Source organism: Pseudomonas sp. NPDC087336 (assembly GCF_044744285.1).
GTDB lineage: Bacteria > Pseudomonadota > Gammaproteobacteria > Pseudomonadales > Pseudomonadaceae > Aquipseudomonas.
This window is the reverse complement of the sequence record NZ_JBIUYA010000001.1, coordinates 114,441-137,271: the sequence shown is the minus strand read 5'-3', so window position 1 is coordinate 137,271 and position 22,831 is coordinate 114,441. Positions and strand designations below refer to the sequence as shown.

Genomic DNA, 22,831 nt, shown 5'->3' with positions numbered 1-22,831 from the left:
GGGTTTGTGGCGGCTTAGATTGCGTCGGTATCGGTTTCGCCGGTACGGATGCGAATCGCCTGTTCCAGATTGACCACGAAGATCTTGCCGTCCCCGATCTTGCCGGTGTTGGCCGCCTTGGTTATCGCCTCGATAACCCGGTCGAGATCCTTGTCGTCAATGGCGACATCAATCTTCACCTTTGGCAGGAAATCGACCACGTACTCAGCGCCGCGATACAGCTCGGTGTGACCCTTCTGCCGACCGAAGCCTTTGACTTCAGTAACGGTAATGCCCTGCACGCCGATCTCGGACAACGACTCGCGCACGTCGTCCAGCTTGAACGGCTTGATGATGGCAGTGACTAGCTTCATGAAAACTCTCTCCCGAATTTGGTGGACTTGCCCCAGGAAAACAAACCCGTCTCAAGTCTAAGCGCAGTGCCTGGCTTTGTAACGCATCGTCGGCCTTACCTGCCCGTCCGACGCCAGCTAACCGCTCCTTGCGAAACACTCCCCGCGTTTCGCCTGGCGCACTGCATTCGTCACAGCGACTGCATCAGTGCATGGGTTACCAGCATCTAAGCAGAAAGCTTGCCATCTCCACAAAACACTTTAATTTCAAGCCTTTGCCAACAGATCGCGACCACTTCACAACAACACCCGACGTGTTACGCACAACAACGGTGCGCCACCGTCCGTCCCCATGCGCGAAAAGCGTGCATCCCTTGCCCACGGAATTGACTATAGACACTGCGTGATACACTGCCTGCCATTGCTACCAGGACATTTCCCATGCTCGCGCCCAAAGACTTCCTCGACGCCCTGACAGGCACCGCCTCCCGCCTCTTCAGCGGCGACACTCCACTGCCCAAAAGCGAAATCGAAAGCCAGTTCAAGGCGCTGTTGCAGAGCGGATTCAGCAAACTGGATCTGGTGAGCCGCGAAGAATTCGATAGCCAGATGGTGGTGTTGGCGCGCACGCGGGCACGGTTGGAGGCTCTTGAGGCGAAAGTAGCGGAGTTGGAAGCGAAGCTCACTCCACCTGCCGAGTAACACACCTATTACTCTGTGAAAAGCGATCCCCTGTGGGAGCGGGCTTGCCCGCGAATGGAGTCGCCTCGGTCTACCTGCCATCCCACACTGGACAGACCACCCCTGTAGATACCGCAAGGCCATCGACGCTCTTTCACCGACGTCCTTCAACTATCTCGGCACGGTCCTACAAAAAGCAGCTCTCCGGCCTGATTTATCAGTCCACACCAGTGCCTGTAGGCTTCTTGCCTGATAAGGGACAGCCAAGATATGCATCTGGCGTCGGGGGACCTACCCAAGGATGGCGGACGCTTCGATCCGGCGATCGCCCTTGGGATTCTCTCGGCAAGCGTGCAGGTGACGACGCTGACGCTCAATAATGTGCAGAGCTTGGGCTAACACGCGCCAACCCTTCGTTACAGCATTAACGCCTTCGCCTATTCGCGAGACTATCGAGGCCGTTTCATAGCGGCGACGGGGTAGCAGCTCTTCTGTCGAAAATGATAGTTCCTGGAGCGCAGATCTACTGCGAACTCAAAGAACAGCGAGGCGGAAACCGGATCGCAGTGTTGAGGACATCCATGGGAACACTGATCCTCGAGCCGAGACACGAGCGCGTAACAGGCTTTGGTTATTACATAGTGACTTGGTACCCGCAAAAGCGTGCGCATGGCACGTTGGTCGGGCAGATACCACGAACAGCACCAAATCAGAAATAAAAAAAAGGCGTCCAATGGACGCCTTTTCAGTATTTTTGAGGAGTAGTCGCAGCGATTCTTTAGCTCCCAGCCTTGCGACCTTGGGTTCAGAATCCGACAGGCTAGCCCGTCGTCACTACTTCAGAGAAACCAGCTTTCTCTGCTGCCAAAAATGCGGGGGGGCCTTTGCTGGTGCCCAGTCCCGACGAATGCGCAGTTGCAGTCCTCAAAAATGAGGATCCGTTAATGCCAGCCACTAGTCAACATTTTCAGTGTAAATCCTCCTTGAAAACGCCCCATTTCAGGGCTTACCAAGCCACCACATACTGCTGGAAACAGGAGGCGTCAAACAGGGAGAAGGCTCGAAGATAGAGTTGTAGTCGATTGTGGCGCCGGTCATAAACGAGTCGTTACATCCGGTGATATTTCACGTTATTTCATATCCTTTTTGTTTCGCGCCGTCCGACTACGCTGTTGAAACCGCAGGAAGCGGCCCCCGTCATCTCAAGGAACGACCATGTCCCTCTCCATCGTCCACAGCCGCGCCCAGATTGGCGTGGATGCCCCCGCTGTCACCGTTGAAGTCCATCTGGCCAATGGTTTGCCATCGCTGACCATGGTCGGCCTGCCCGAGGCAGCGGTGAAGGAAAGCAAGGACCGGGTGCGCAGCGCGATCATCAATTCGGGGCTGCAGTTTCCGCCACGGCGCATCACGCTGAATCTGGCGCCGGCGGATTTGCCCAAGGATGGCGGGCGCTTCGATCTGGCGATTGCGCTGGGGATTCTCTCGGCCAGCGTGCAAGTGCCGACGCTGACGCTCGATGATGTGGAGTGCCTTGGGGAGCTGGCGCTGTCAGGCGCGGTTCGGGCCGTGCGCGGTGTATTGCCCGCAGCATTGGCGGCGCGCAAGGCCGGGCGGTCGTTGGTGGTGCCGCGGGCCAATGCCGAGGAAGCGTGCCTGGCGTCGGGCTTGAAAGTGATTGCGGTGGACCATTTGCTGGAGGCGGTTGCGCATTTCAATGGGCATACGCCGATCGAGCCCTATGTCTCCAATGGTTTGCTCTACGCCAGCAAACCCTATCCCGATTTGAATGAAGTGCAGGGTCAGCAGGCAGCCAAACGGGCGCTGTTGATTGCCGCCGCAGGTGCGCACAACCTTCTGTTCAGCGGGCCGCCGGGAACCGGGAAAACGCTGTTGGCCAGTCGCCTGCCGGGGCTACTGCCGCCGCTGGCGGAAAGCGAAGCACTGGAGGTGGCGGCGATCCAATCGGTCACCAGTTGCGTACCGCTGAGCCATTGGCCGCATCGGCCGTTTCGCCAGCCCCACCACTCCGCCTCAGGGCCTGCGCTGGTGGGCGGCGGCTCGAAACCGCAGCCGGGCGAGATCACCCTCGCTCACCATGGCGTCTTGTTTCTGGACGAGCTTCCGGAGTTTGAACGCAGGGTGCTTGAGGTGTTAAGAGAGCCACTGGAGTCCGGGTATATCGTGATTTCCCGGGCGAAGGATCGCGTGCGGTTTCCAGCGCGGTTCCAGTTGGTGGCGGCGATGAATCCGTGCCCCTGTGGATATCTTGGCGAACCCACTGGGCGCTGCTCCTGCACACCTGACATGGTGCAACGATACCGCAACAAGCTGTCGGGCCCGCTGCTGGATCGGATCGACTTGCACCTGACCGTGGCACGGGAGGCCACGGCGCTGAATCCACCCGTGAAACCGGGAGAGGACAGCGCCAGCGCTGCATTGATAGTGGCCGAGGCACGCGAGCGCCAACAGAAGCGTCAGGGCTGTGCCAATGCCTTTCTCGATCTGCCGGGGCTGCGCAAGCACTGCAAGTTATCCACAGTAGATGAAAACTGGCTGGAAACCGCTTGTGAACGGCTCAATCTCTCCCTGCGTTCAGCCCATCGATTGCTCAAGGTCGCACGCACGCTGGCGGACCTTGAACAAGCCGACGGCATCAGACGCGAACATTTGGCCGAGGCGCTGCAATATCGGCCGACAACGCTCTAGCCAGCGTCACCCCTTGTTCAGATCGACCAACGGCGTCTGCCGCACCTCAGTCTCCCGCCCACCTTGAATCTCGCTCACCTGCTTCAAGGCCTTATCCACAGCCGCCTTATCCGCCAGCAAGCTGTAGCTGATGCGGAACTGCTTGTGTTCCTTCGGCCCGATTGTCGGTACCAGGTTCAGTGGCCGCTGATAACGGCGGTTGTAGGAAAAACTTGTTCCCGGCTCCAGCCCCGTGACATAGCCTTGGCCTTGGGTATCGGTGTTTTTCCACAGGGAGAAAACGGGCAATGTCTGAGTGTTGAAGCCGACCGAAACCCCCAGGCTGCCGGCCTTGTTATGCAACACGGTCAACGTAACACCCTTGGCATCGGCATACGGCACCACGTTGTAAACCGTCTCGTCGTAGTCCTTGGTCGGTGCGCGGTAGGTTTGCCAGTCCGACAGATCGCCTTTGGCTTTGTCGTTGAACGGTGAGACCTGTTTCACCGGTGCGGCGAAGCGGGCGCCCTGCTCCAGGAACGGCGTGCTGAAGTTGCTGTGATACAGCGCCTGGTATTCCTTCGGATAGTCACCGTTATTGGTCAGGGTGTCGTTGAGAGCGAACGTTACGCTGCCGGGTTCGGTGACCAGTTCGGTCGCCACGGAGAAGTCGACTTTCTTGAACGCCTGCTCTTTCAGTTCGCCGCGCAAGGTGATGGCGTACGGTGGTTTTTCATCGATGTGCAGGGTGACTTTGTTCGCAGGAATGTTGGCGGCCCGACCGTGCAGGGTCAGCAGTTCGCCGTTGTCGACGCCGGGGTGGCCGACCCATTCGTAGCCGCAGCGGGTGACCAGCTCATTGAAACCTTCCAGCCAACCCAGACCACCGCGACCATTGAGCTCGATGAAAGACGGATTGACCACCTCCTTGACCGGCGAATCCCAGCCCATGCGCACGCTACCGACCGAGGCCTGCAGCACGTTCATCCCGCGAGTCGGCACCACCGAGAGCTTCATCGTGCCGTTATCGATGTCGACGATGCTGGTGCCCTCTTGCCGACCGCCGTGCAAGGTTCGAAGTGTCACGGAGAAGGGTTGGTCGGTTTTCACACCGAGTTGCTGGCTGGTGATCTGCCAGTTTTGCGCGGCTTTGTCGCTGTCGAGCAGGACGTAATCCCAAGCCATGGCGTGGGAGGCGGACAGCGCACCAAGGACAACGAGGAGTTTGAGCGGGGACATGGGGAAAGCCTTTCTTGGAGTTGTGCATTTTTTATAGCGCTGATGAAACGATTCAGCAAGCTTAAAAAGTGCATCCCCCAGCCTTCCAGAGCCAATTAAAATTGACCTTATGCAACCTCCGCACGCTTACGTTAGTCTCATGAGGTTTGAACCTCCGGCAGCTTGACGGCGACACCATTATGGCATCATGGTCGCTTGCCAAATGCAGGAGCAGGTACAGGCACATTTGTCTGTCATTTTTGCGCAACGGATCGTATGGAGTTTGAATGCGCGGGGCACTATTACGCAGCGGTAAGAGCGGGTCATTCACTGCCCTCGGCGAAACAGGTCAACCGGTCTACCGGGCAGCCCTGCAATTGCGCGAAGCCATTCGCCGCAAGAATCCCGATCTGGTAGATCATTTGGCCATCCCTCAAAGTGATGAACTCGGCAACCAGATCGATTGGTACAGCGCCCTCGACGGTGATGTGATTCCGTGGAGCAGCGCGACCGAAGAAGAACGCGCCCCTGCCCGCCGCCAGCTTGAAGCGCTGAAGACCGCGCTCGAAGAATTGAGCCAGCGCTTCCTGGGTACTGACTCCGCCGAACAGCAACAAGGCGACAAAGCCGTGTTCGGTAAGCTACTCAAGCGCGTGATTCATTTCCCGGACGAAAATTTCGTCTACCTGGTGCAAGGCAAACCGGTGCTGACGTTCTGGGGTTTCGAGCATGCCGGTACCGGCAATAGCGATCCCCTGCACTGCCTCTATCAGGTCCCGCCCGCGTTCACGCTGCCACCCGTGGCCGAAGCGCCTGTTGTTGCGCCTGTCGTGCCAGTGGTTGCCCGTCCGTGGTGGCGTCGTTGGTGGTGGCTGTTGCTGCTGCCGCTCCTGCTGCTGCTTTTGTGGCTGTTGCTCGGCCTGCGAGGGTGCGTCCCGATTCCGTTGGTGGCGGTAGATTTGCTGCCTAAGGGCGTTGTACCGGTGGAAAAACAACTGGAAGAGCCACCACTGACCGGCAATGTCACGACGCTCAATGGCGTCCCGGTGACAGGCACCGTTGTAGGCTCCACCACTGGAACCGGCACCGCCGTGACCGGAACGCAGGGTGTGGAAACGCCGGCCGTCGAGGGTAACGAGGCTGACATGGCACCCGCCGACTTGACCAAAGACCCGGCCATAGACCCGGCAGCTGAAAACAAAACTGCGCCACCCGAAAACAAAACTGAGCCACCAGAAAACAAAACTGAGCCACCAGAAAACAAAACCGCGCCGCCGGATGTCACATCGCCCGAAGCAGAAAAATCCGCCGCCGCAAAACCCGGCCCGCCCCTGAGCATCCCGCCAGACGCCGCCGACGGTGCCGCCAAGTTTCTCGATGGTCAGTACAGCGCAGGCGCCGGGATACAGGACAGCCGAACCGGCAAACCGCTGCGTCTGGAATACCAGCTCAAGGACGGTAAGGGCCAAGTCACCGTCCACCAGGCCGACGGTTCGAAATGCAGTGGGCCGGTGAGCGCTACTATGAAGGGTGGCAGCCTGGCCATCGACAGCCAGGGCCAGGCCGTTTGCGCCGATGGCAGCACTTACGAGATGCCCAAGGTCAACTGCAGCAAAGGGGCGACCACGATCGCGGACTGCACCGGCGGTTACGGAAAAGAACAATTCCCCATGTCCATGCGGCAAGTGGCCGAATAAAACGGAATAACCTGACATGTTGCCAGAAGTCACTCAATTCGAAGACACCGTCACGCTGGTCAGCGACACCGGCATCCAGTTCATGGATTTCGCCCTGTGCCTGGATCCGCGCAAGGAGCCGGCGGGCGAGTTCGCACCGATGATCAGCGGCCTGATCTGCCGCCTGGCGTACAACGAAGAGAAAGACTTCTTTTTCTATGAACCCGAACCGGAAAAGGTCGAAAAAGCCAAACCCGCGTTCAGTGTCGACATGAAAAGCAGCCTCGATTTGCTCGACGGTATCTGGCTGCCGATCCCGTTTTTCCGCTTCATGCCACCGCATCGTTTCGACGAAGGTCCGAGCAATTGGTCGCGCATGCGCTTGGTGAAACTGGCGACTCCCGACATCGACGGTAATACCCACCGCCTGACAATGGCGTTCGACAGCCGTGTGATGCCCAAGCGTGACGGCACTGCCTATCTGGCGCCAAATGAAGAAGACATCAGCTCCGGCGTGTCTTTCAAACTGGCGACCAAGGCTAGAGAAACCCGCTGGTTTCTGGCGCAGCCGTGGGTCAACGAGTGGTTGCTGGAAGTGTTCAATGAGGGCAATGCCCACCGTTCTCGCGCAGAACTGGACATCGACATCCGCGCCAACCATCACCTGGCGCACTACCTCAACTTGCTCAGCCTGTTGAGCAAACCGTCAGCCGCCCAGCAGTCGAAGGCCGGGGCGAAAGTTGAAATCCCCGAGCTCAAAGTGGTTGCCAACGACAGCAATGGCCTGGTCAAACCGATTCCGGTGGACCTGGTGCTGGACGTCGGCAACTCGCGCACCTGCGGCATCCTGATTGAAAACCACGGTCAGGCCGGCTCCGGACTGAAGCAGAACTACGTGCTGGAACTGCGCGACCTGATCACCCCCGAACACACCTACAACCTGCCGTTCGAAAGCCGCGTGGAATTCGCCCAGGCGTATTTCGGCAAGGACCACTGTTCGGTCAAGAGTGGTCGTCACGATGCGTTCCAATGGGCGACGATTGCCCGTGTCGGCAATGAGGCCGGTCGTCTGGCCAGTCGTCGTCGCGGCACCGAAGGCTCCACTGGCCTGTCCAGCCCGAAACGCTATCTGTGGGACGAAAACGCCTATGGCCACGGCTGGCGTTTCAACTGTTCGTACATCAAGACCGACAATGAACCGTTTGCCACCGCCGCGCCGTTTTCGCACCTGATCAACGAAACCGGCGAGGCACTTTATAGCCTCGAAGAAGACGATCGTTTGCCGGTGTTCATGCCGCGTTACTCACGCAGCTCGCTAATGACCTTCATGCTCGCCGAAGTACTGGCCCAGGCGCTGTCGCAAATCAACAGCCCGGCCCAGCGCTCGCGCCAGGGTCACACCCGCGTGCCGCGCCAGCTCAACAGCATTACCCTGACTGTGCCGCCGGGCATGCCGCAGGCCGAGCGCAGCATTCTCAACGAACGCATGCTGCAAGCCATCGGTCTGGTGTGGAAAAGCCTCGGCTGGCATGCCGGTGAGGAAGACCCACATCAGGACCAGGCCGTCAGCCCGCGCACGCCGATCCCGAGTATCCGTGTGGAATGGGACGAAGCGTCCTGCGGCCAGCTGGTTTACCTGTACACCGAGGTCAACGAGAACTTCGCCGGTCACCCGGAAGAGTTTTTTGACACCATCGCCCGGCCGGACAAGACCGACCGCCAACGAATCACCCTCGCGACCATCGACATCGGCGGTGGCACCACCGACCTGGTGATCACCGACTATCGTCTCGACCGCGCAGGCAATACCGGCAGCGGCAGCAATGTGCACATCGTGCCCGAACAGCGTTTTCGCGATGGCTTCAAAGTGGCCGGCGACGACATCCTGCTGGATGTGATTCAGGACTTCATCCTGCCGAGTTTCGAAAAAGCCTTGCAGAACGCTGGCGTCAAGGCCCCGAATTCACTGATGTCACGGCTGTGTGGCGATGAATCGGTCAGTGCCCAGGACATGATCCTGCGTCAGCAATTGAACCTCCAGGTGTTCGCCCCGCTGGGCCTGGCGCTGCTCAAGGCGTACGAGCATTACGATCCGCAAGTCCCGCAAGAAGTCATCCCGCAAAGCTACCGCCATTTGCTCGGTGACAACGCAATCAGCCAGACCGTGCTCGACTACGTCAATGCCGCCGTGCGTCGTGATGTCGGCGCTCAGAGCGGTTTCGACCTGTATGCCGCGCCGATCAGCTTCGACCTGCAAAAGCTCCACGCCGCGTTCCTCAACGACCAGATCAACATCACCAAGATCCTCGGTGCGCTATGTGAAGTGGTCGCGCATTACCCGTGCGATGTCTTGCTGCTGACCGGCCGCCCTTCGCGCCTGCCCGGCATCCAGGCGTTCATTCGCAAGGTGCTGCCGCTGCCACCGGGGCGCATTCTGGCGCTGCAAAACTACCGCACCGGCGGCTGGTATCCGTTTCACAAGAACGGCCGGATCGACGACCCGAAGAGCACCGCCTCGGTCGGCGCCATGCTCTGCCTGTTGTGCGCCAACCACAGCGTACCGAACTTCTACTTCCGGGCATCGGCGCTCAAGCCGTATTCGACGGTCAAGCACATCGGCGTCATCGATCTGAACAACGTGATCAAGGATGCCGACGTGCTGTACCGCGATATCCAGTCCGAAGACTACAAAATCAAGCTACCGGTAATTGGCGTTGGCGACACCGCCGACACGCCACAACTGGAAATGCGCGGCGATCTGCGCCTCGGTTTCCGCCAGTTGGCCGCTGAACGCTGGGCCGCTTCGCCGTTGTATACCTTGCGGTTCACCAAGGCGGGTCGGGAGAAGTTTTCCCGCGCAATCGGTGAAAACGGCAGCGCGCCGCTGCTCAAGGTGCGGTTTGAGGTCAAACCGGCGGACAAATACACCCGCAAGCAGGATCTGGTCAGCGACCGCCTCTCGGTTCGTGACATCGAATCCAACAGTAACAACGTCAACTTCAATCCGCGCAGCGACCTCGAGCTGGAGCTCAACACCATGCTCGACGCCGGCCTGAGCGAGACCAAATACTGGCTCGACAGTGGAAGTGTGAAACGCAAATGAATGACCTGACCCCCGATCAAACTCAGCTCTCTGCCAGTTGGGCCGCTGTTTATGAAGGCGCCGGTCAGGCGCTGGACTGGATTGGCCAGACACGCGGCAATGCACCGCGCCTGGACAGCGAAGCCGACAACCTGAACATCCGCCTGCACCGCGCCCGCAACCTGGCCCAAAGCCTCGGTCGCGTGGCCTGCACGCCGATGACCATTGGCTTTTTCGGCTTGTCCCAGGCCGGCAAGTCCTACCTGATTTCGGCCCTCGCCGCCGGTCAGAACGGCAAACTGGAAACCGAGTTCGGCGACCAGCGCCTGGACTTCATCAAGCACATCAACCCGGTGGGTGGTGGCAAGGAAGCCACCGGCCTGGTAACGCGTTTCAGCCGTCGGGCGACGGCAAGTCAGGACAATGACTTCCCGGTAGAACTCACGCTGTTCAAGGAAATCGAGCTGGCGAAGATTCTCGCCAACGCCTGGTTCAAGGATTTCGACCTTGAACGGATTTCCTACGAGATCGATGAAGAGCGCATCCAGCGCGTGCTCAAACCGTTCGAAGGCCGCGAAACCGGGCCGCTGCAAGCGGGCGTCAACGCCGACGATCTGGTGTCGCTGTGGGATTATCTGCGCGACAACTTCCGCAATTCGGTGAAGAAGCTTGAGCACCTGTACTGGCCCAAAGCGTTGCAACTGGCGCCACGCCTGAATTTCCAGGAACGGGCCGAGCTGTTTTCGATTCTCTGGGGTGAGCAACGCGAGTTGACGCGCGTGTACCAGCAATTGGCCGGCGCGCTGCACAAGCTGGGTCTGCCAGAGACCGTGTTCGCACCGCTGAAGGCCTTGGTGAGTTTCGACAACGACACCTACAGCCAGCGCGACAGCATCATGAACGTCGACATCCTCGAACGCTTCGGCAGCCCGCTGGACTTGCCGATCGATGTTCGACCACTGGTTGGCGATCGCCTGCAAAACAGTCAGGCAATTGCGGTCGCGCAACTGGCGGCACTGACCGCCGAAATGACCTTCCGCCTGATCGAAGCGCCGGTAGATGACATCGTCAATCAGGTCGACCTGCTGGATTTCCCCGGTTATCGCGGGCGCCAGAAACTGCACGAGATCGCCGACTCCAACGACCCTGAGTCCACCGCCAAGGACAACTCCGTTTCCCAGCTGATCTTGCGCGGCAAGGTCGCCTACCTGTTCGAACGGTACACCGACAACCAGGAAATGAACGCGCTGGTGGTGTGCACAGGCTCGACCAAACAGAGCGACGTCAACGACGTGGGCCCGGTGCTGACCCGCTGGATCGAAAAAACCCAAGGCGCCGACTCGGCCGCTCGTAGCAAGCGCGATACTGGCCTGATCTGGGCGCTGACCATGCTCGACCTGCGCATCACCAACTCCCTGAGCCTGACGCCTGATCAGTACGACGAGAGCTGGAACGGCATGATCAAGCTGACCATGCTGGAGCGTTTCGGCAGCCTGAGCTGGATGAACGACTGGGCCGGCACACCGTTCCAGAACACCTACCTGGTGCGCAAACCGCGTATGGACGCGGCGTTCATCGGGCAAGACGCGACCGGTGCGGAAACCGGCCTCAATGCCCTCTATCAGGAACGTGTCAGTGCGCTGGGCACCAGCTTCGCCAGCAACGCCCTGGTGTGTAAACACATCAAGGACCCGGCCAACGCCTGGACAGAAATGCTGCGCAACGATGACGGTGGCATCAGCCACTTCAGCGGCAGTTTCAAAGGCGTGGCCAATATCGAATTCAAATTGCAGCGCATCCGCGAGCAATTGAGCGAATGCCTCGAAGGCCTGACCACTCACGGCCTGAGCACCTGGTACCACGCTGACGACGACAGCGCCGCAGCCGCCAAGAAAGCCAAGGCGCAAATGATTTTGACGGGCCTGGGCCGTCGCCCGGCAGTGCTTGGCGAATTGATCGATCAACTCGACATGCCGAGCGAAGAGGTGCGCGACTTGTACCTCAGCGGCGTGTATGAAAGCGATGACGAGCGGGCCGTGACCGACGAACCGGTCGCCCCGACGCCGAGCCAGAGCCTGTACGGCAACGACGCCGGTTTCGACTTCGATTTCGGTGACGACCTGAGCCCCGACAGCACGCCGGCGAGCAACAAAACCGGCACCCCGGCGCCCGAGTTGCAAAGCAATGAGCATCGCTTTGCCAAAGCGGCCTTCAAGGCCTGGATCGCGCACCTGCGGGAACTGACCACCCGGCAAAGCCTGCTCAACCTGCTGGGGCTGGAAAAGGCTTTGCTGGAAGCGGTGGTCGATGAACTGATCACCGCCGGCTATCGCCAGGACTTGCCGGGGCAACTGAGCCGCGCCGTCCTCAAGCGCGCACAAAGTGGCGCGCGGCGCGATCAACTGGTCGAGCGCCAGGTACTGGAAGTGCAGCGCGTACTGCGCGATTTCGTGTCCTGGTTCGGCTACCTCCAGAAGCCGGTGAACGAGCGCCCGAACAGCCGCACCGGAGCCAAGGCGCCTTTGTTTTCGTTCTACACCGACATTGGCCCGGGACAAGTGCCCGAACTGCCGGCGCAACCGTCGAATCAGGCGCAACGGTACCTGGGCGACTGGCTCTCGGGCCTGGCCTACATCACGCAGGACAATGCCGGCCATGGTGCCGGACGTGAAATCACCCCTGAACAGAACGAACGGCTGGGCCAAGTGCTCACAGCCTTCGCAGCGAGATAAGCAATGCCAATTCGTGTCGACCTGCTCGCGTTAGAGCCCAATGTGCCTGGCCAGGCCCGCCTCACTGTGAAGAAATGGCAGGGTGGCGAGGAACAGCTGGAGTTTTCCATTCAGCGCAACCAGGACGGTTTTTACCTTCAGGACCACAAGGCCTGGAGCAACAATCCATTCTGGTTCAAGGTCTCGCGTTTCAATCTCACGGCCAACGACGAAGCTTTGGAGGCGCAGGTCGGTCCGGACGTGGTCGACCCGCTGCTGGAAGGCGTCGCCAACTCACAATTCCAGATCGAACTGCGCGAACAGAACCACGGTCATGCCGATAAAGGCGTGGTTCGCCCTGGCGTTGGCTTGCTGCCGTCCACGGCCGGCGGCCAGACACGTTCGACCTACGGCAGTGCCGAACTGACGGCGCCGAGCGCACCGGCACCGGCACCGGCACCGGAGATCCTGGAGATCCCGGATCTGCCTGAACTGACCCTGTCCACCGCCGAGCCAGAAGTGGAGTTGGAGTCGGTGCTGACCGAGCCCGCCTACGCGCCGCCTCCCGCACCGGTGAAAAAAAGCAATAAAGGCCTGATCGGTCTGTTGATTGTGGTGTTGCTGCTGGCGGCGGGCGGCGGATTCTGGTTCTACAAACGCACCCCGGCCCCTGCGGTTGCAGCCACTCCCGCCGCATCCGTTGCACCTGCCGGCGCCGACGCTCAAGCCTGTACCCTCGACAGCATGAACAGCCTGCCCGAGCTGACCTTCGTCCAGACCTGCATCAAGGCGGCGCCCGACAGTGCCAAATTGCTGGAGATCATCAACCAGGCCAAGGCCAGCAAGCACTGTGGCGTCGCCCAGCGCCTGTACGCCAACCGTGCCCAGGCCGGTGACGCGCTGATCGCCAACGCCTATGCCCGCGAATACGACCCTAAATACCTGAAGGCCAGCGAGTGCTTCCCGGCCGCGGACAACGCCACCGCCGCCTACTGGTATGAAACCATCCTGACCCAGGACCCGAACAACGCCGAAGCCAAGCAGCGCTTCGAGGAGTTGCAGAAGTGATGCGTTCGCCCCTGAGTCGATTCCTGCTGAGCGGTGCCGCATTACTGGCACTGTGCATCAGCCCGCTGTCCCAGGCCGATGACAAACCGCTGATCCAGGCCGGTAAAAAGACCCTGTTCCAACGCGTGCTGACCACGCCGGGCTGCAAAGTCAGCCCGACGGCGGGCGGTGCGGCAGGCGACGCACCACCCGTCTTCAGCCGCTTTTATGTGTACGAGCGCACCCAAGCGAACAACATCGAGTGGCTGAAAGTCGGCCCCGACAGCTATGGCAAAACCATTGGCTGGCTGCCTGCCAGCTGCACCACCGACTGGAAGATGCAGCTGACGCTGGCCTTCACTAACCCGGCCAACCGCGACCGGCTGCTGTTCTTCAAGGACCGCGCCACCGTCGAAGGCATTCTTGATGCACCGGATCCGGTCAGCAAAGTTGCGCCGCTGCGGGCCACGCTGAAAAAGGGCCAGCAAGCACCGGGCGTACTGGCTGAAGAACCGGAATACTTCGTCGACCTGCAAAAGCAGTTTTACCTGCTGCCGGTGCTCAGTGGCGAAGAAGTCATGACCGAAAGCGGTTTCCGCACGCGCCTGCTCAACGTCGCCTCCGTCAGCAAGCCGGATGACAAGAACGCCAAGGGCGGCACTGCAGGCAGCGCCGCCGGCAGCAAGGAAGCCGAAGAGAAAAAAGCCAACCAGCTGAAGGAATTCAGTGCGGCCGTGGTATTTGTCATCGACTCGACGATCTCGATGGACCCCTACATCGACCGCACCCGCGAAGCGATCCGCAAGGTTTACCAGAAGATCGAAGCGCAGAATCTCGGCAAGCAGGTCAAGTTCGGCCTGGTGGCTTTCCGCTCCAACACCCAGGCGGTGCCGGGGCTGGAATACACCACCAAGATGTACGCCGACCCTACCAAGGTGAAAGACAGCGCCGACTTTTTCGCCAAAATTGCAGACCTCAAACAGGCCACCGTGTCGAGCAGCAGCTTCGATGAAGACTCGTTTGCCGGCGTCATGGAGAGCATCGACAAGGTCGACTGGAACCAGTTCGGCGCACGATACGTGGTGCTGATCACCGATGCGGGCGCCATCGAAGGCGACGACAAGCTGTCGAAGACCGGCTTGAGCGCTGCACAGGTGCGTATCGAAGCCGCCAACCCGGGTGTGGCGATTTACACCCTGCACCTGAAAACCCCGGCCGGAGCCAAGGACCACGCCAAGGCCGAGGCGCAATACAAGAACCTGTCGACCTACCCGGGCACCAACACTTCGCTGTACTACCCGGTGAACGCTGGCGATGTGCAGGAATTCGGGCGCAAGGTTGACGCACTGGCCGCAGCGATCACGACACAAGTCAAAGCCGCCTACATGGGCGAAGACGCCATTGGCAGCGCGGCGAACGCCAAGCAGGACCCGGCCGATAAAAAAATGCTCGAAGACGCGGCTTTGATAGGCCACGCCATGCAACTCGCCTATCTTGGCGAGAAGACCAACAGCAAAGCCCCGCCAGTGTTCAAGGCATGGATCACCGACCGCGACCTGATCAAGCAGAACATCCCGACCACCGACGTGCGGGTGCTGCTGACCAAGTCACAGCTCAGCGACTTGAGCGACGTGATGAAGCAGATTCTCGATGCCGCCAACGAAGGCCTGATTTCGCCGACGGACATGTTCAATCGCCTGCGCTCGGTGGCGGCGACCATGGGCGCCGATCCCAATCAGCTCAAGCAGAACAGCAATGCCAAGCTGGCGGACATGGGCGTCCTCGGTGAATACCTCGAAGACCTGCCTTATCAGAGTGAAGTGCTGAACCTGGATGAAGAGACCTGGAAGAGCTGGGATGGTCTGGCACAAGAAAAATTCATCCGCACGCTGAACACCAAACTGCGGCATTACCAGCGTTACAACGCTGATGTCGACCGTTGGGTCGCTTTAGCCAAAGACAGTGATGCGCGGGACAACGTCTACCCCGTACCGCTGGAAATGATGCCTTAACGAGACGCCCATGCTCGATATCAAGAACCTGCTGGTGCGCCGTGGTGAAGGCGCACAGGCTCATCATGTGCGACTACCGCACTTGCAGGTCCGCGCCGGGGAAATCCTCGCCATCACCGGTGAGAGCGGCAGCGGCAAAAGCACGTTGCTCGAAGCCATCGGCCTGTTGCTCGCGCCGGTAGAACTCGAGCGCTTTCGGCTGGGCCCGACGCACGCCCAGGATATTGCCCAACTGCTGGCCACTGACGACCAGCCTGCTCTGGCAGCGGTGCGTTCACGGCATTTGGGATTCATTTTGCAGAGCGGCGGCTTGCTGCCGTTCCTGAGCGTGCGCGACAACATTAGCCTGCCGCGCCGTTTGCTCGGGATGCCGGCCAAGAGCAATCACATCGACCACGCCGTTGACGTGTTGCGCCTGCAAGGGTTGCTGGATAAACACCCTCAGGCCTTGTCGATCGGCGAACGCCAGCGCGTTGCCTGCGTTCGGGCAATTGCCCATGAACCGCTGCTGCTGTTGGCCGATGAGCCGACCGCCGCGCTCGACCCTCACGGTGCACGGCGTTTGTTCGAGTTGCTACTGAGCCTGGTGTCGAGCATGGGCCTGAGTGCGCTCGTTGTGTCCCATGACTGGGCTTTGTTGAAGGATTTCGGCTTGCCGCGACTTGGCGCTATCAGCCATCAAGGGGAGACGCTGTTTGAACCGATGGACTGATCGCTTGTGCCTGCTGGGCTCACTGGCACTGCAAGACCTGTGGCACGACCGCAAGGTCTCACTGTGTATCGCCGCCTCCCTGGTGGCGGTGATCGCGCCGTTGTTGTTGCTGTTCGGGCTCAAACACGGGGTGGTCAGCCAGCTGCAGGACGAACTGCTGCGCGACCCGCGCAACCTTGAAGTGAAGATGCTCAGCAACGGCAACTACGACACGGCCTGGATCGAGCGTTTGCGCCAACGCCCCGAGACCGGTTTTGCCCTCGGCCAGACCCGCTCGCTCAATACTCAGGCTGACCTGCTGATCGGCATGCAACGGTTTGTCGAAGGCGCGGAAATCATCGCCACTGAGCCCGGCGACCCACAACTGAATCTGGCGTCACTTACCCCCGTCGGCAATCAAGTGATCCTCAGCGCCAGCGCAGCGCAACGCTTGCAGGCCAAGGCTGGCGACAGTGTGCAGCTGCGGGCCTTGCGCCGCCTGGAAGGTGTCAATGAACGCGGCGAGATGACGCTGACGGTACTGGCCGTGCTCGATGGTGCCCGCTTCGGTCGCGCCGCCGGTTTTGTCGCCCCGCCGCTGTTGCTGGATCTGGAGCGCTTTCGCGACGGTTATCAGGTCAGTGAGTTCGGCATTACCACCGGTAAGCCTCAGGATAATCTACAACCGCTGTATGCCCGCGCCCGCGTGTATGCGCGCGACATCGATCAAGTCGCGCCGCTGGAACACTGGCTCAATGAACAACACATCGAAACGTCGAGCCGACTGGCCGACATCGACAACGTCAAAGCCATCAACCATGTGCTGGGGCTGATCTTCGGTGTGATCGCCGTAGCGGCACTGATCGGCTGCGTGGCGTCCATGGTCGGCGCGTTCCTGGCCAACATCGACCGTAAACGCAAAAGCCTGGCGGTCCTGCGTCTGCTGGGTTTCAAGCGCAGGTCCGTCGGCGGTTTCGTGGTCCTGCAAGCGCTAGTGCTGAGTCTGGCCGGCTACGTGGGCGGACTGGGGTCTTATGCCGTGGGCAGTCATTTGTTCGACTACCTGCTCGGCGGCAGCCAGGCCACCGGCACCTTCGTTTGCCACATCACCGTCTGGCATGGCGTCGCCGCCCTGCTCCTGACCTTCCTGGTCGCCGCACTGGTGGCCATGATCGGTGCCCTGAGAGCCATCAACATCCAACCTGCGGAGAGTCTGCGTGAGCTATAAACGTTTTGGCTTGCTATTACCCCTGAGCCTCGGCTACTTGCTCGACGCATCGGCGGCGGGCTGGGAAGAAAAGTATTACAACCCGATGCCCGAGGCTGGCGACGTTGTGCTGCCGATGCCCTGCGAAGGTTCGATGGTGTTTCGCAAGGTGTTCATTCCGGTCGCCGGTCCCTTGGATGACTACCCGATCAACATCGGTCAGGACGGCGCGGAATACGGCTATGTCGAGCAGACCCGACCGACCTTTATCGCCGGCAGTTTTACCGGGGCCAAGAACGACAAGTCCCGCTACTACCTGATGGCCAAGTACGAGATGAGTCAGTTGCAATACGCCGCGCTGACCGAAGCGACCTGCCCCACCGCCGCCACCAGGATGCGCTTGCCGCAAACGGCGGTGAGTTGGGTGCAAGCCATCGATGCCGCCGACAAGTACAACCTGTGGCTGCGCAAAAACGCCGCCGGCAAACTGCCAAAGGAAGACGGCGCCTTGGGTTTCCTGCGCCTGCCGACGGAGGTCGAGTGGGAGTTCGCCGCGCGCGGCGGGCTGGAAGTCGGTGCTGCTGAATTCCGCGACACGCACTACCCAATGCCAGAAGGCATCAACGCTTACGAGTGGTTCGCCGGGGCGCAATCGTCTAATGGCAAAGTGCAATTGACCGGTCTGCAAAAGCCCAACCCGCTGGGCCTGCATGACATGCTCGGCAACGTCGACGAAATGATGTTCGAGCCGTTTCGCCTGAACAAACTCGACCGCCAGCACGGTCAGGCCGGTGGCTACATCGTCCGTGGCGCAAACTTCCTGACTGCGCAGGCCGACCTGCGTACTGCATTACGTAAGGAAGAACCGTATTACAATGCCGAAGGCCAGGTGAAAAACAAGACCACCGGCCTGCGACTGGTGCTGGTCTCCCCGACCCTCACCTCTCGCGAACGAGTCGCCAGCATCGAGAGCAGCTGGAAGAAACTCGGCACCGGCAGCCAGGAACCCGAATCGGCCGACAAAGGCACCGTGCAATCGCTGAACAGCCTCGCCTCGGGCGTCGAAGACAAAGCGCTCAAGGAAAAGCTCCAGGCCCTCGAGAACCAGCTGCGCGCGAGTAACCAGCAGCAGGAAGAAACCCGCGACCAGGCGATCCGCGCCAGCCTCAACCTGGGTGCGTTCCTGTGCACCAAGATGCTCGACGACGGCCAGTACGTGGACTTCCTGCAAAAGAACTACAAGCTCAATTGCGAAGGTGCGGACAAAGACGCCAGTTGCGACATGCGTAAAGGCAAGCTCGAGGAGCAAAAGGACCGCCTGCACAAACTCAGCCGTTACTACGCCAGCAGCCTGGTGGAATCGGCTACCTTGTACGGCCAGCCACTGCTTGAAACACAAGTCCCGGTGATGGAAGAAATCATCACCCGCAACAAGCAGCTGCAAGACCTGAAGCCTTATTTGCGCACGCACTGGGCCAATCAGAAAGCGTTCCTGCAAAAGCAGAAAATCGACACTGCAGCCTGGCTGAACAGCTGCAAAACCGTCACTCAATAACAATGCGTCAACCCGTTACGTAGGAGTTTCACCATGTCGCGCAGCCTTTGGACTCGCTTCAAACTACAGATCGCTTTCGTAGTCGCCAGCAGCCTGCTAATGACCGGTTGCGCCAACACCGGCAGCTCCATGCTCGGAGAAGGCGAAGGCGAAGGCGAAGGTGCCGACCCGCGCCTGACCCAGGGCAATGACGCAGAGTTCTTCAGCAAGTCCGGATACCAGGCCTGCGCCGTCGGCGCCGGTGTCGGCATCCTCGCTTGCGCGCTGTCCAACAGCAGCAACAAAACCGTGTGCGTCATCGCCGCCGGTATCACCGCGTGTGGCGTGGCCATGGGCGCGAACTATTACCTGGATCAACGTCGCGCCCAATACGCCGACACCACCACCCGCCTGGCGAAGATGAACAGCGATGTCGAACAAGACACGCAGAACGTGATCGCCCGGACGGCGACCGCTCAGCAAGTGATCAATGATGACCGTGCGCAAATTGCCCAGATCAAAAAGGACATCGCCAACAAGAAAGTCGACAAGAGCAGGGCCCAGGCGCAAATCGCCGGGATCGATTCAGACATCGCGCGCCTGCGCAAAGACCTTGCCAACATGCGTACCAAAGTTACCGAGTACCGAAAAGTGGCAGACGCCGAGCGTTCACAAGGCTCCAGCGCCGAGATCCGGCAAGTGGAGATGAACATTCAGAGAATGAACCAGAAAGTCGTCAGCCTGCAGAAGGAAGTCGACGCTCTGTACAGCCAACGTTCCGCAATCACCCTGGGCTAAGCACATGACGCTACGACAACTGATGGTCATCACTGCCATCCTGGCCCTGAGCGGTTGCGCGACCACGCCGGGCGAGTGCGATGCAACCAATCGCGACAGCAGCATGCTGACCAAGATGAACTGCGACTACTCCGGTGGTTACAGTGATCAGGTCAAGCAGAAGGAACTGGCCCTGAGCGAATCCCGAAAGCAAAACGCAATGTTCCGTCAGGTGTACGAGAACATTCAGGCCCAGCAACTCAGCACCAAGACCGATCTGGCCAGCCAGCAGAAATCCCAGGCGGCGCTGAATCAGTCGCTGACGCAACTGCTGAACTCGCTCAAGGCCCGGCGCGGCAATGAAGCCCAGGTGCAGAAGCAGATTGCCGACCTCGAGAAGCAGCTCAAGGCTACGCAAGTGGCGCCAACGGCCAAATCAACACCAGCGGCACTGGCGGCCAGGCAGCAAGAGCTGAAAACGTTGCAGAAGAAGGTCAACCAGCTGCAATTCAGCCTTGGCTACGAAGAGTAACTTTTCACCCCGCAGGGCATCCCGACGGATGCCTGCACTTTTTCAGGAATCGTCGTCATGCAGCGGGTCATCAGGGATGCGCAAGCCACATCGGAGGGGATGAGTGCGCTGCAAGCCAAAGTCGCCCTCATCCAGAAACACTTTCCGCCGACCGTCGCCAGTCTGTTTGCCATCCCGCGGATGGGCAGCGGCGACGTGCTGGAATGGTGGACGGAACTGGGTGGCCAACCCACGCCTTATGCCGATCTCAAAGAGGACGCGCAACGACGTTTGCTGGAAACCTATGAGGTGCGTCAGACGTCCCTCGGACAGCTGGCGGATGAACTGCAAAAACGCGGTCAACCGACGGAAGCGGATGACCTGCGCAGCCTGCTCGGCGCGCCTGAGCTGGACAAACTCTACAGCCTCAACGGTGAACCTTTGGTGGTGCGCTGGAACCAGCGTCCGCCCAAACCGATCGTGCCGCCAGTGATTCCGGTGGCACCGGTCGTAGCGCCGTCGCGACGTGGCTGGTGGCTCGCGGCGGCCTTGCTCGCGCTGCTGTTGCTGCTTCTGGCGCTCTGGCTCTGGTGGTTCCTGCACCGAGAGCCGGTTGTCGTGGTTCCGCCTGTAGCGCCTGTAGCGCCGGTGGTTACGCCCGTCGAGAAACCGGTTGAGAAGCCGGTTGAGCCTGTCCCCGCGCCTGTCGTGGAACCGGAACCGAAACCTGTTCCGCCGCCAGAACCCACGCCAGAACCAGTACCGGTACCGGAACCCAAGCCGGTCCCGCCACCCAAACCGGCACCCGCACCCGCACCCGCACCCGCACCCGCACCGGAACCCAAGCCGACCCCGCCACCCAAACCGGTTCCACCGCCAAAACCGGAAGTGGCGGCCCCGCCACCAGCCCCGACGCTGGACAACTTCGCATGCCGCAAAACAGCGCCGAAGTCAGAGGTCCCACAGTTCGTGGTGGTGCTCGACACTTCGGGCTCGATGGATTTGAACATCAAGTCAGTGAAAGCCGACGAGGACTGGTTCTACGGTCCTGACATCAACAAGCTCCTGGACCCGAACCGCACCATGCGGCTCACCGCCAAACCCAGCCGCATGGACGTCGCCAAGGAATCGCTGGCCGGCATGATCAACGGGCTGGACCCGAAGATCGACACACGCCTGATCACCTTCGCCGGCTGCGAAAGAACACCGGACCGGGGTATGTACAAGTTCGGCGATCGCCCGCGGCTGATCAACGGGATTCGAGGCCTGGTTCCGGACGACGGCACACCGCTGGCCGACAGCCTGGCCCACGCGGCGAGTACCGTCGACGGGCGCAATAACGATGCGGTTATCGTGATGTTTGTCGACGGCGAAGACGGTTGCGGGCAGGACGTTTGCGCGGTTTCCCGTCGAATCGCCAGGGAACAACCGCGCCTTCGGGTCAACGTGGTGAAAATCGGTGCTGGCGGCCCGTCACGCTGTATCGCTGAAAACACCGGAGGTCGGATTTACAACAGCACCAATGCGGCTGAGCTGGGTAACCTGTTGAAACAGGCGAGCAAGGAAGTCTCCAGCAATGCCAAGTGCAACTAGCTTGATGCTGAATTGAGGTGACCCAAGTGCTCGACCGCCGGTAACTCCATGGCCCGAACCTCACCCAGGAGGAAAACGCTGAGGCGGCGCAAACGCTCACCTCCTGGGCGGGTTTTCGGCCAGACCAGGTAATAATTTTCACCGCTGGCGACCGCCGTCGGCCACGGTAAACTCAGACGTCCCTGCGCTACATCCTCAGCCACCATCAACAAATCGCCCATGGACACCCCATAGCCTCGGGCGGCCGCGATCATCCCCAGCTCCAGCGTGTCGAACACCTGACCGCCCTTTAGTGAGACTTGATCGGTCAGGCCCATGCGCTCCAGCCAACTGCGCCAGTCGCGACGGTCGGGCGTTGGGTGGAGCAGTTCGGTACTGGCCAGGCGTGCGACGTCCCAAGGCTGATCGTTCAGAAGGTTAGGCGCGCCCACCGGAATCAGTTCCTCTGGAAACAACAAAGTAGCCTCCCAGTCTGGCGGGAAATGCCCGTTGCTGAGGATCACGGCGCAATCGAACGGTTCCTGATTGAAGTCCACCGAGTCGATGTCCATCCAGGCGCTGGTCAGCTGTACTTCATTGCCCGGTTGAAGGTGCCGAAAACGGCTGAGCCGCGCCAGCAACCAGCGCATCGTCAAGGTCGACGGGGCTTTCATGCGCAGGATGTCGTCTTCGGCGCGCAAGGTATTGCAGGCGCGCTCCAGGGCGGTGAAACCGTCACGAATGCCCGGCAGGATCAACCGCGCCGATTCGGTCAGCTGCAGATTACGACCACTGCGGTGAAACAGGCGGCAGGCAAAATGCTCTTCGAGGGTACGAATATGCCGACTGACTGCACTTTGGGTAATCGACAGCTCTTGCGCGGCCCGGGTAAACGACGTGTACCGCGCCGCGGCTTCGAAGGCGCGCAGGGCATATAAAGGAGGAAGACGACGCGACATCAGGAAAGCTCCTACAGCAATTTTAAATACCCTAGCAGAAACTCTTCAGCATGAGTTTGAATCATGCTACCCATCCTTTTTATCCCTTTGTGCAATCGCCGCAGAGCGCCGAGAATCGACGCTTTCCTGTTCT

Annotated in this window: 16 protein-coding genes and 1 pseudogene; 14 read left to right on the top strand and 3 right to left on the bottom strand. The window is 60.1% G+C overall.

The annotated features are described in order from the left end of the window. Positions 1 to 14: 14 nt before the first annotated feature. Entirely contained in the window at positions 15 to 353 is a 339-nt protein-coding gene (gene glnK, locus ACIO0C_RS00610) for a P-II family nitrogen regulator (protein ID WP_002555808.1), read from the bottom strand. 420 nt (positions 354 to 773) lie between these two features. Here glnK and ACIO0C_RS00605 point away from each other — a divergent pair, with 420 nt between their 5' ends. From ACIO0C_RS00605 to ACIO0C_RS00595, 3 genes and pseudogenes are all read left to right on the top strand, one after another. Further along, a complete protein-coding gene (locus tag ACIO0C_RS00605) occupies positions 774 to 1,034 on the top strand; it encodes an accessory factor UbiK family protein (RefSeq protein ID WP_180202177.1) in 261 nt (86 codons plus the stop codon). A gap of 249 nt (positions 1,035 to 1,283) precedes the next feature. Then, a pseudogene (locus tag ACIO0C_RS00600) lies at positions 1,284 to 1,409 on the top strand (magnesium chelatase domain-containing protein); the annotation flags it as partial. Between the two features lie 819 nt (positions 1,410 to 2,228). Then, a complete protein-coding gene (locus tag ACIO0C_RS00595; RefSeq protein WP_401306554.1) occupies positions 2,229 to 3,722 on the top strand; it encodes a YifB family Mg chelatase-like AAA ATPase in 1,494 nt (497 codons plus the stop codon). A gap of 6 nt (positions 3,723 to 3,728) precedes the next feature. Here ACIO0C_RS00595 and ACIO0C_RS00590 read toward each other — a convergent pair whose 3' ends face one another. Beyond that, positions 3,729 to 4,940, bottom strand: a complete 1,212-nt coding sequence (locus tag ACIO0C_RS00590) for an aldose 1-epimerase family protein (RefSeq protein ID WP_401306551.1) — start codon at positions 4,938 to 4,940, stop codon at positions 3,729 to 3,731. Positions 4,941 to 5,206: 266 nt separating this feature from the next. Here ACIO0C_RS00590 and ACIO0C_RS00585 point away from each other — a divergent pair, with 266 nt between their 5' ends. The 11 genes from ACIO0C_RS00585 to ACIO0C_RS00535 are packed head-to-tail and all read left to right on the top strand — an operon-like array spanning position 5,207 to position 21,760. Then, on the top strand, positions 5,207 to 6,616 hold the full coding sequence (locus ACIO0C_RS00585) for an SrfA family protein (RefSeq protein ID WP_401306548.1): 1,410 nt from the start codon (positions 5,207 to 5,209) through the stop codon (positions 6,614 to 6,616). Positions 6,617 to 6,632: 16 nt separating this feature from the next. Continuing rightward, positions 6,633 to 9,698 (top strand): virulence factor SrfB, encoded by a 3,066-nt coding sequence (locus ACIO0C_RS00580; RefSeq protein ID WP_401306545.1) that lies wholly within the window; start codon positions 6,633 to 6,635, stop codon positions 9,696 to 9,698. Further along, positions 9,695 to 12,409, top strand: coding sequence for a putative virulence factor (locus ACIO0C_RS00575; RefSeq protein ID WP_401306543.1), 2,715 nt, complete (start codon positions 9,695 to 9,697; stop codon positions 12,407 to 12,409). The genes ACIO0C_RS00580 and ACIO0C_RS00575 overlap by 4 nt, the downstream gene beginning before the upstream one ends. A gap of 3 nt (positions 12,410 to 12,412) precedes the next feature. Continuing rightward, the gene (locus tag ACIO0C_RS00570) at positions 12,413 to 13,456 is read left to right on the top strand and encodes a hypothetical protein (RefSeq protein WP_401306540.1); all 1,044 of its coding nucleotides are present in this window, start codon (positions 12,413 to 12,415) and stop codon (positions 13,454 to 13,456) included. Further along, positions 13,456 to 15,447, top strand: a complete 1,992-nt coding sequence (locus tag ACIO0C_RS00565; protein WP_401306537.1) for a vWA domain-containing protein — start codon at positions 13,456 to 13,458, stop codon at positions 15,445 to 15,447. Before ACIO0C_RS00570 ends, ACIO0C_RS00565 begins: the two co-directional genes overlap by 1 nt. 10 nt (positions 15,448 to 15,457) lie before the next feature. Further along, positions 15,458 to 16,159, top strand: a complete 702-nt coding sequence (locus tag ACIO0C_RS00560; protein ID WP_401306535.1) for an ABC transporter ATP-binding protein — start codon at positions 15,458 to 15,460, stop codon at positions 16,157 to 16,159. Next, positions 16,143 to 17,366 carry an ABC transporter permease gene (locus ACIO0C_RS00555; RefSeq protein ID WP_401306533.1) on the top strand — a complete coding sequence of 408 codons (1,224 nt, stop codon included), beginning with the start codon at positions 16,143 to 16,145 and terminating at the stop codon, positions 17,364 to 17,366. The genes ACIO0C_RS00560 and ACIO0C_RS00555 overlap by 17 nt, the downstream gene beginning before the upstream one ends. Continuing rightward, on the top strand, positions 17,356 to 18,900 hold the full coding sequence (locus ACIO0C_RS00550; RefSeq protein WP_401306531.1) for an SUMF1/EgtB/PvdO family nonheme iron enzyme: 1,545 nt from the start codon (positions 17,356 to 17,358) through the stop codon (positions 18,898 to 18,900). Before ACIO0C_RS00555 ends, ACIO0C_RS00550 begins: the two co-directional genes overlap by 11 nt. 33 nt (positions 18,901 to 18,933) lie before the next feature. Further along, positions 18,934 to 19,677 (top strand): hypothetical protein, encoded by a 744-nt coding sequence (locus ACIO0C_RS00545; RefSeq protein ID WP_401306529.1) that lies wholly within the window; start codon positions 18,934 to 18,936, stop codon positions 19,675 to 19,677. 4 nt (positions 19,678 to 19,681) lie between these two features. Then, the gene (locus ACIO0C_RS00540; protein WP_401306527.1) at positions 19,682 to 20,188 is read left to right on the top strand and encodes a hypothetical protein; all 507 of its coding nucleotides are present in this window, start codon (positions 19,682 to 19,684) and stop codon (positions 20,186 to 20,188) included. 57 nt (positions 20,189 to 20,245) lie between these two features. Further along, complete coding sequence (locus ACIO0C_RS00535) at positions 20,246 to 21,760, top strand: hypothetical protein (RefSeq protein ID WP_401306524.1); 1,515 nt, start codon at positions 20,246 to 20,248, stop codon at positions 21,758 to 21,760. Here ACIO0C_RS00535 and ACIO0C_RS00530 read toward each other — a convergent pair. Continuing rightward, positions 21,757 to 22,698: a LysR substrate-binding domain-containing protein gene (locus ACIO0C_RS00530; protein ID WP_401306522.1), complete on the bottom strand. Its 942-nt coding sequence runs from the start codon at positions 22,696 to 22,698 to the stop codon at positions 21,757 to 21,759. The genes ACIO0C_RS00535 and ACIO0C_RS00530 overlap by 4 nt on opposite strands. Between the last annotated feature and the right edge of the window lie 133 nt (positions 22,699 to 22,831).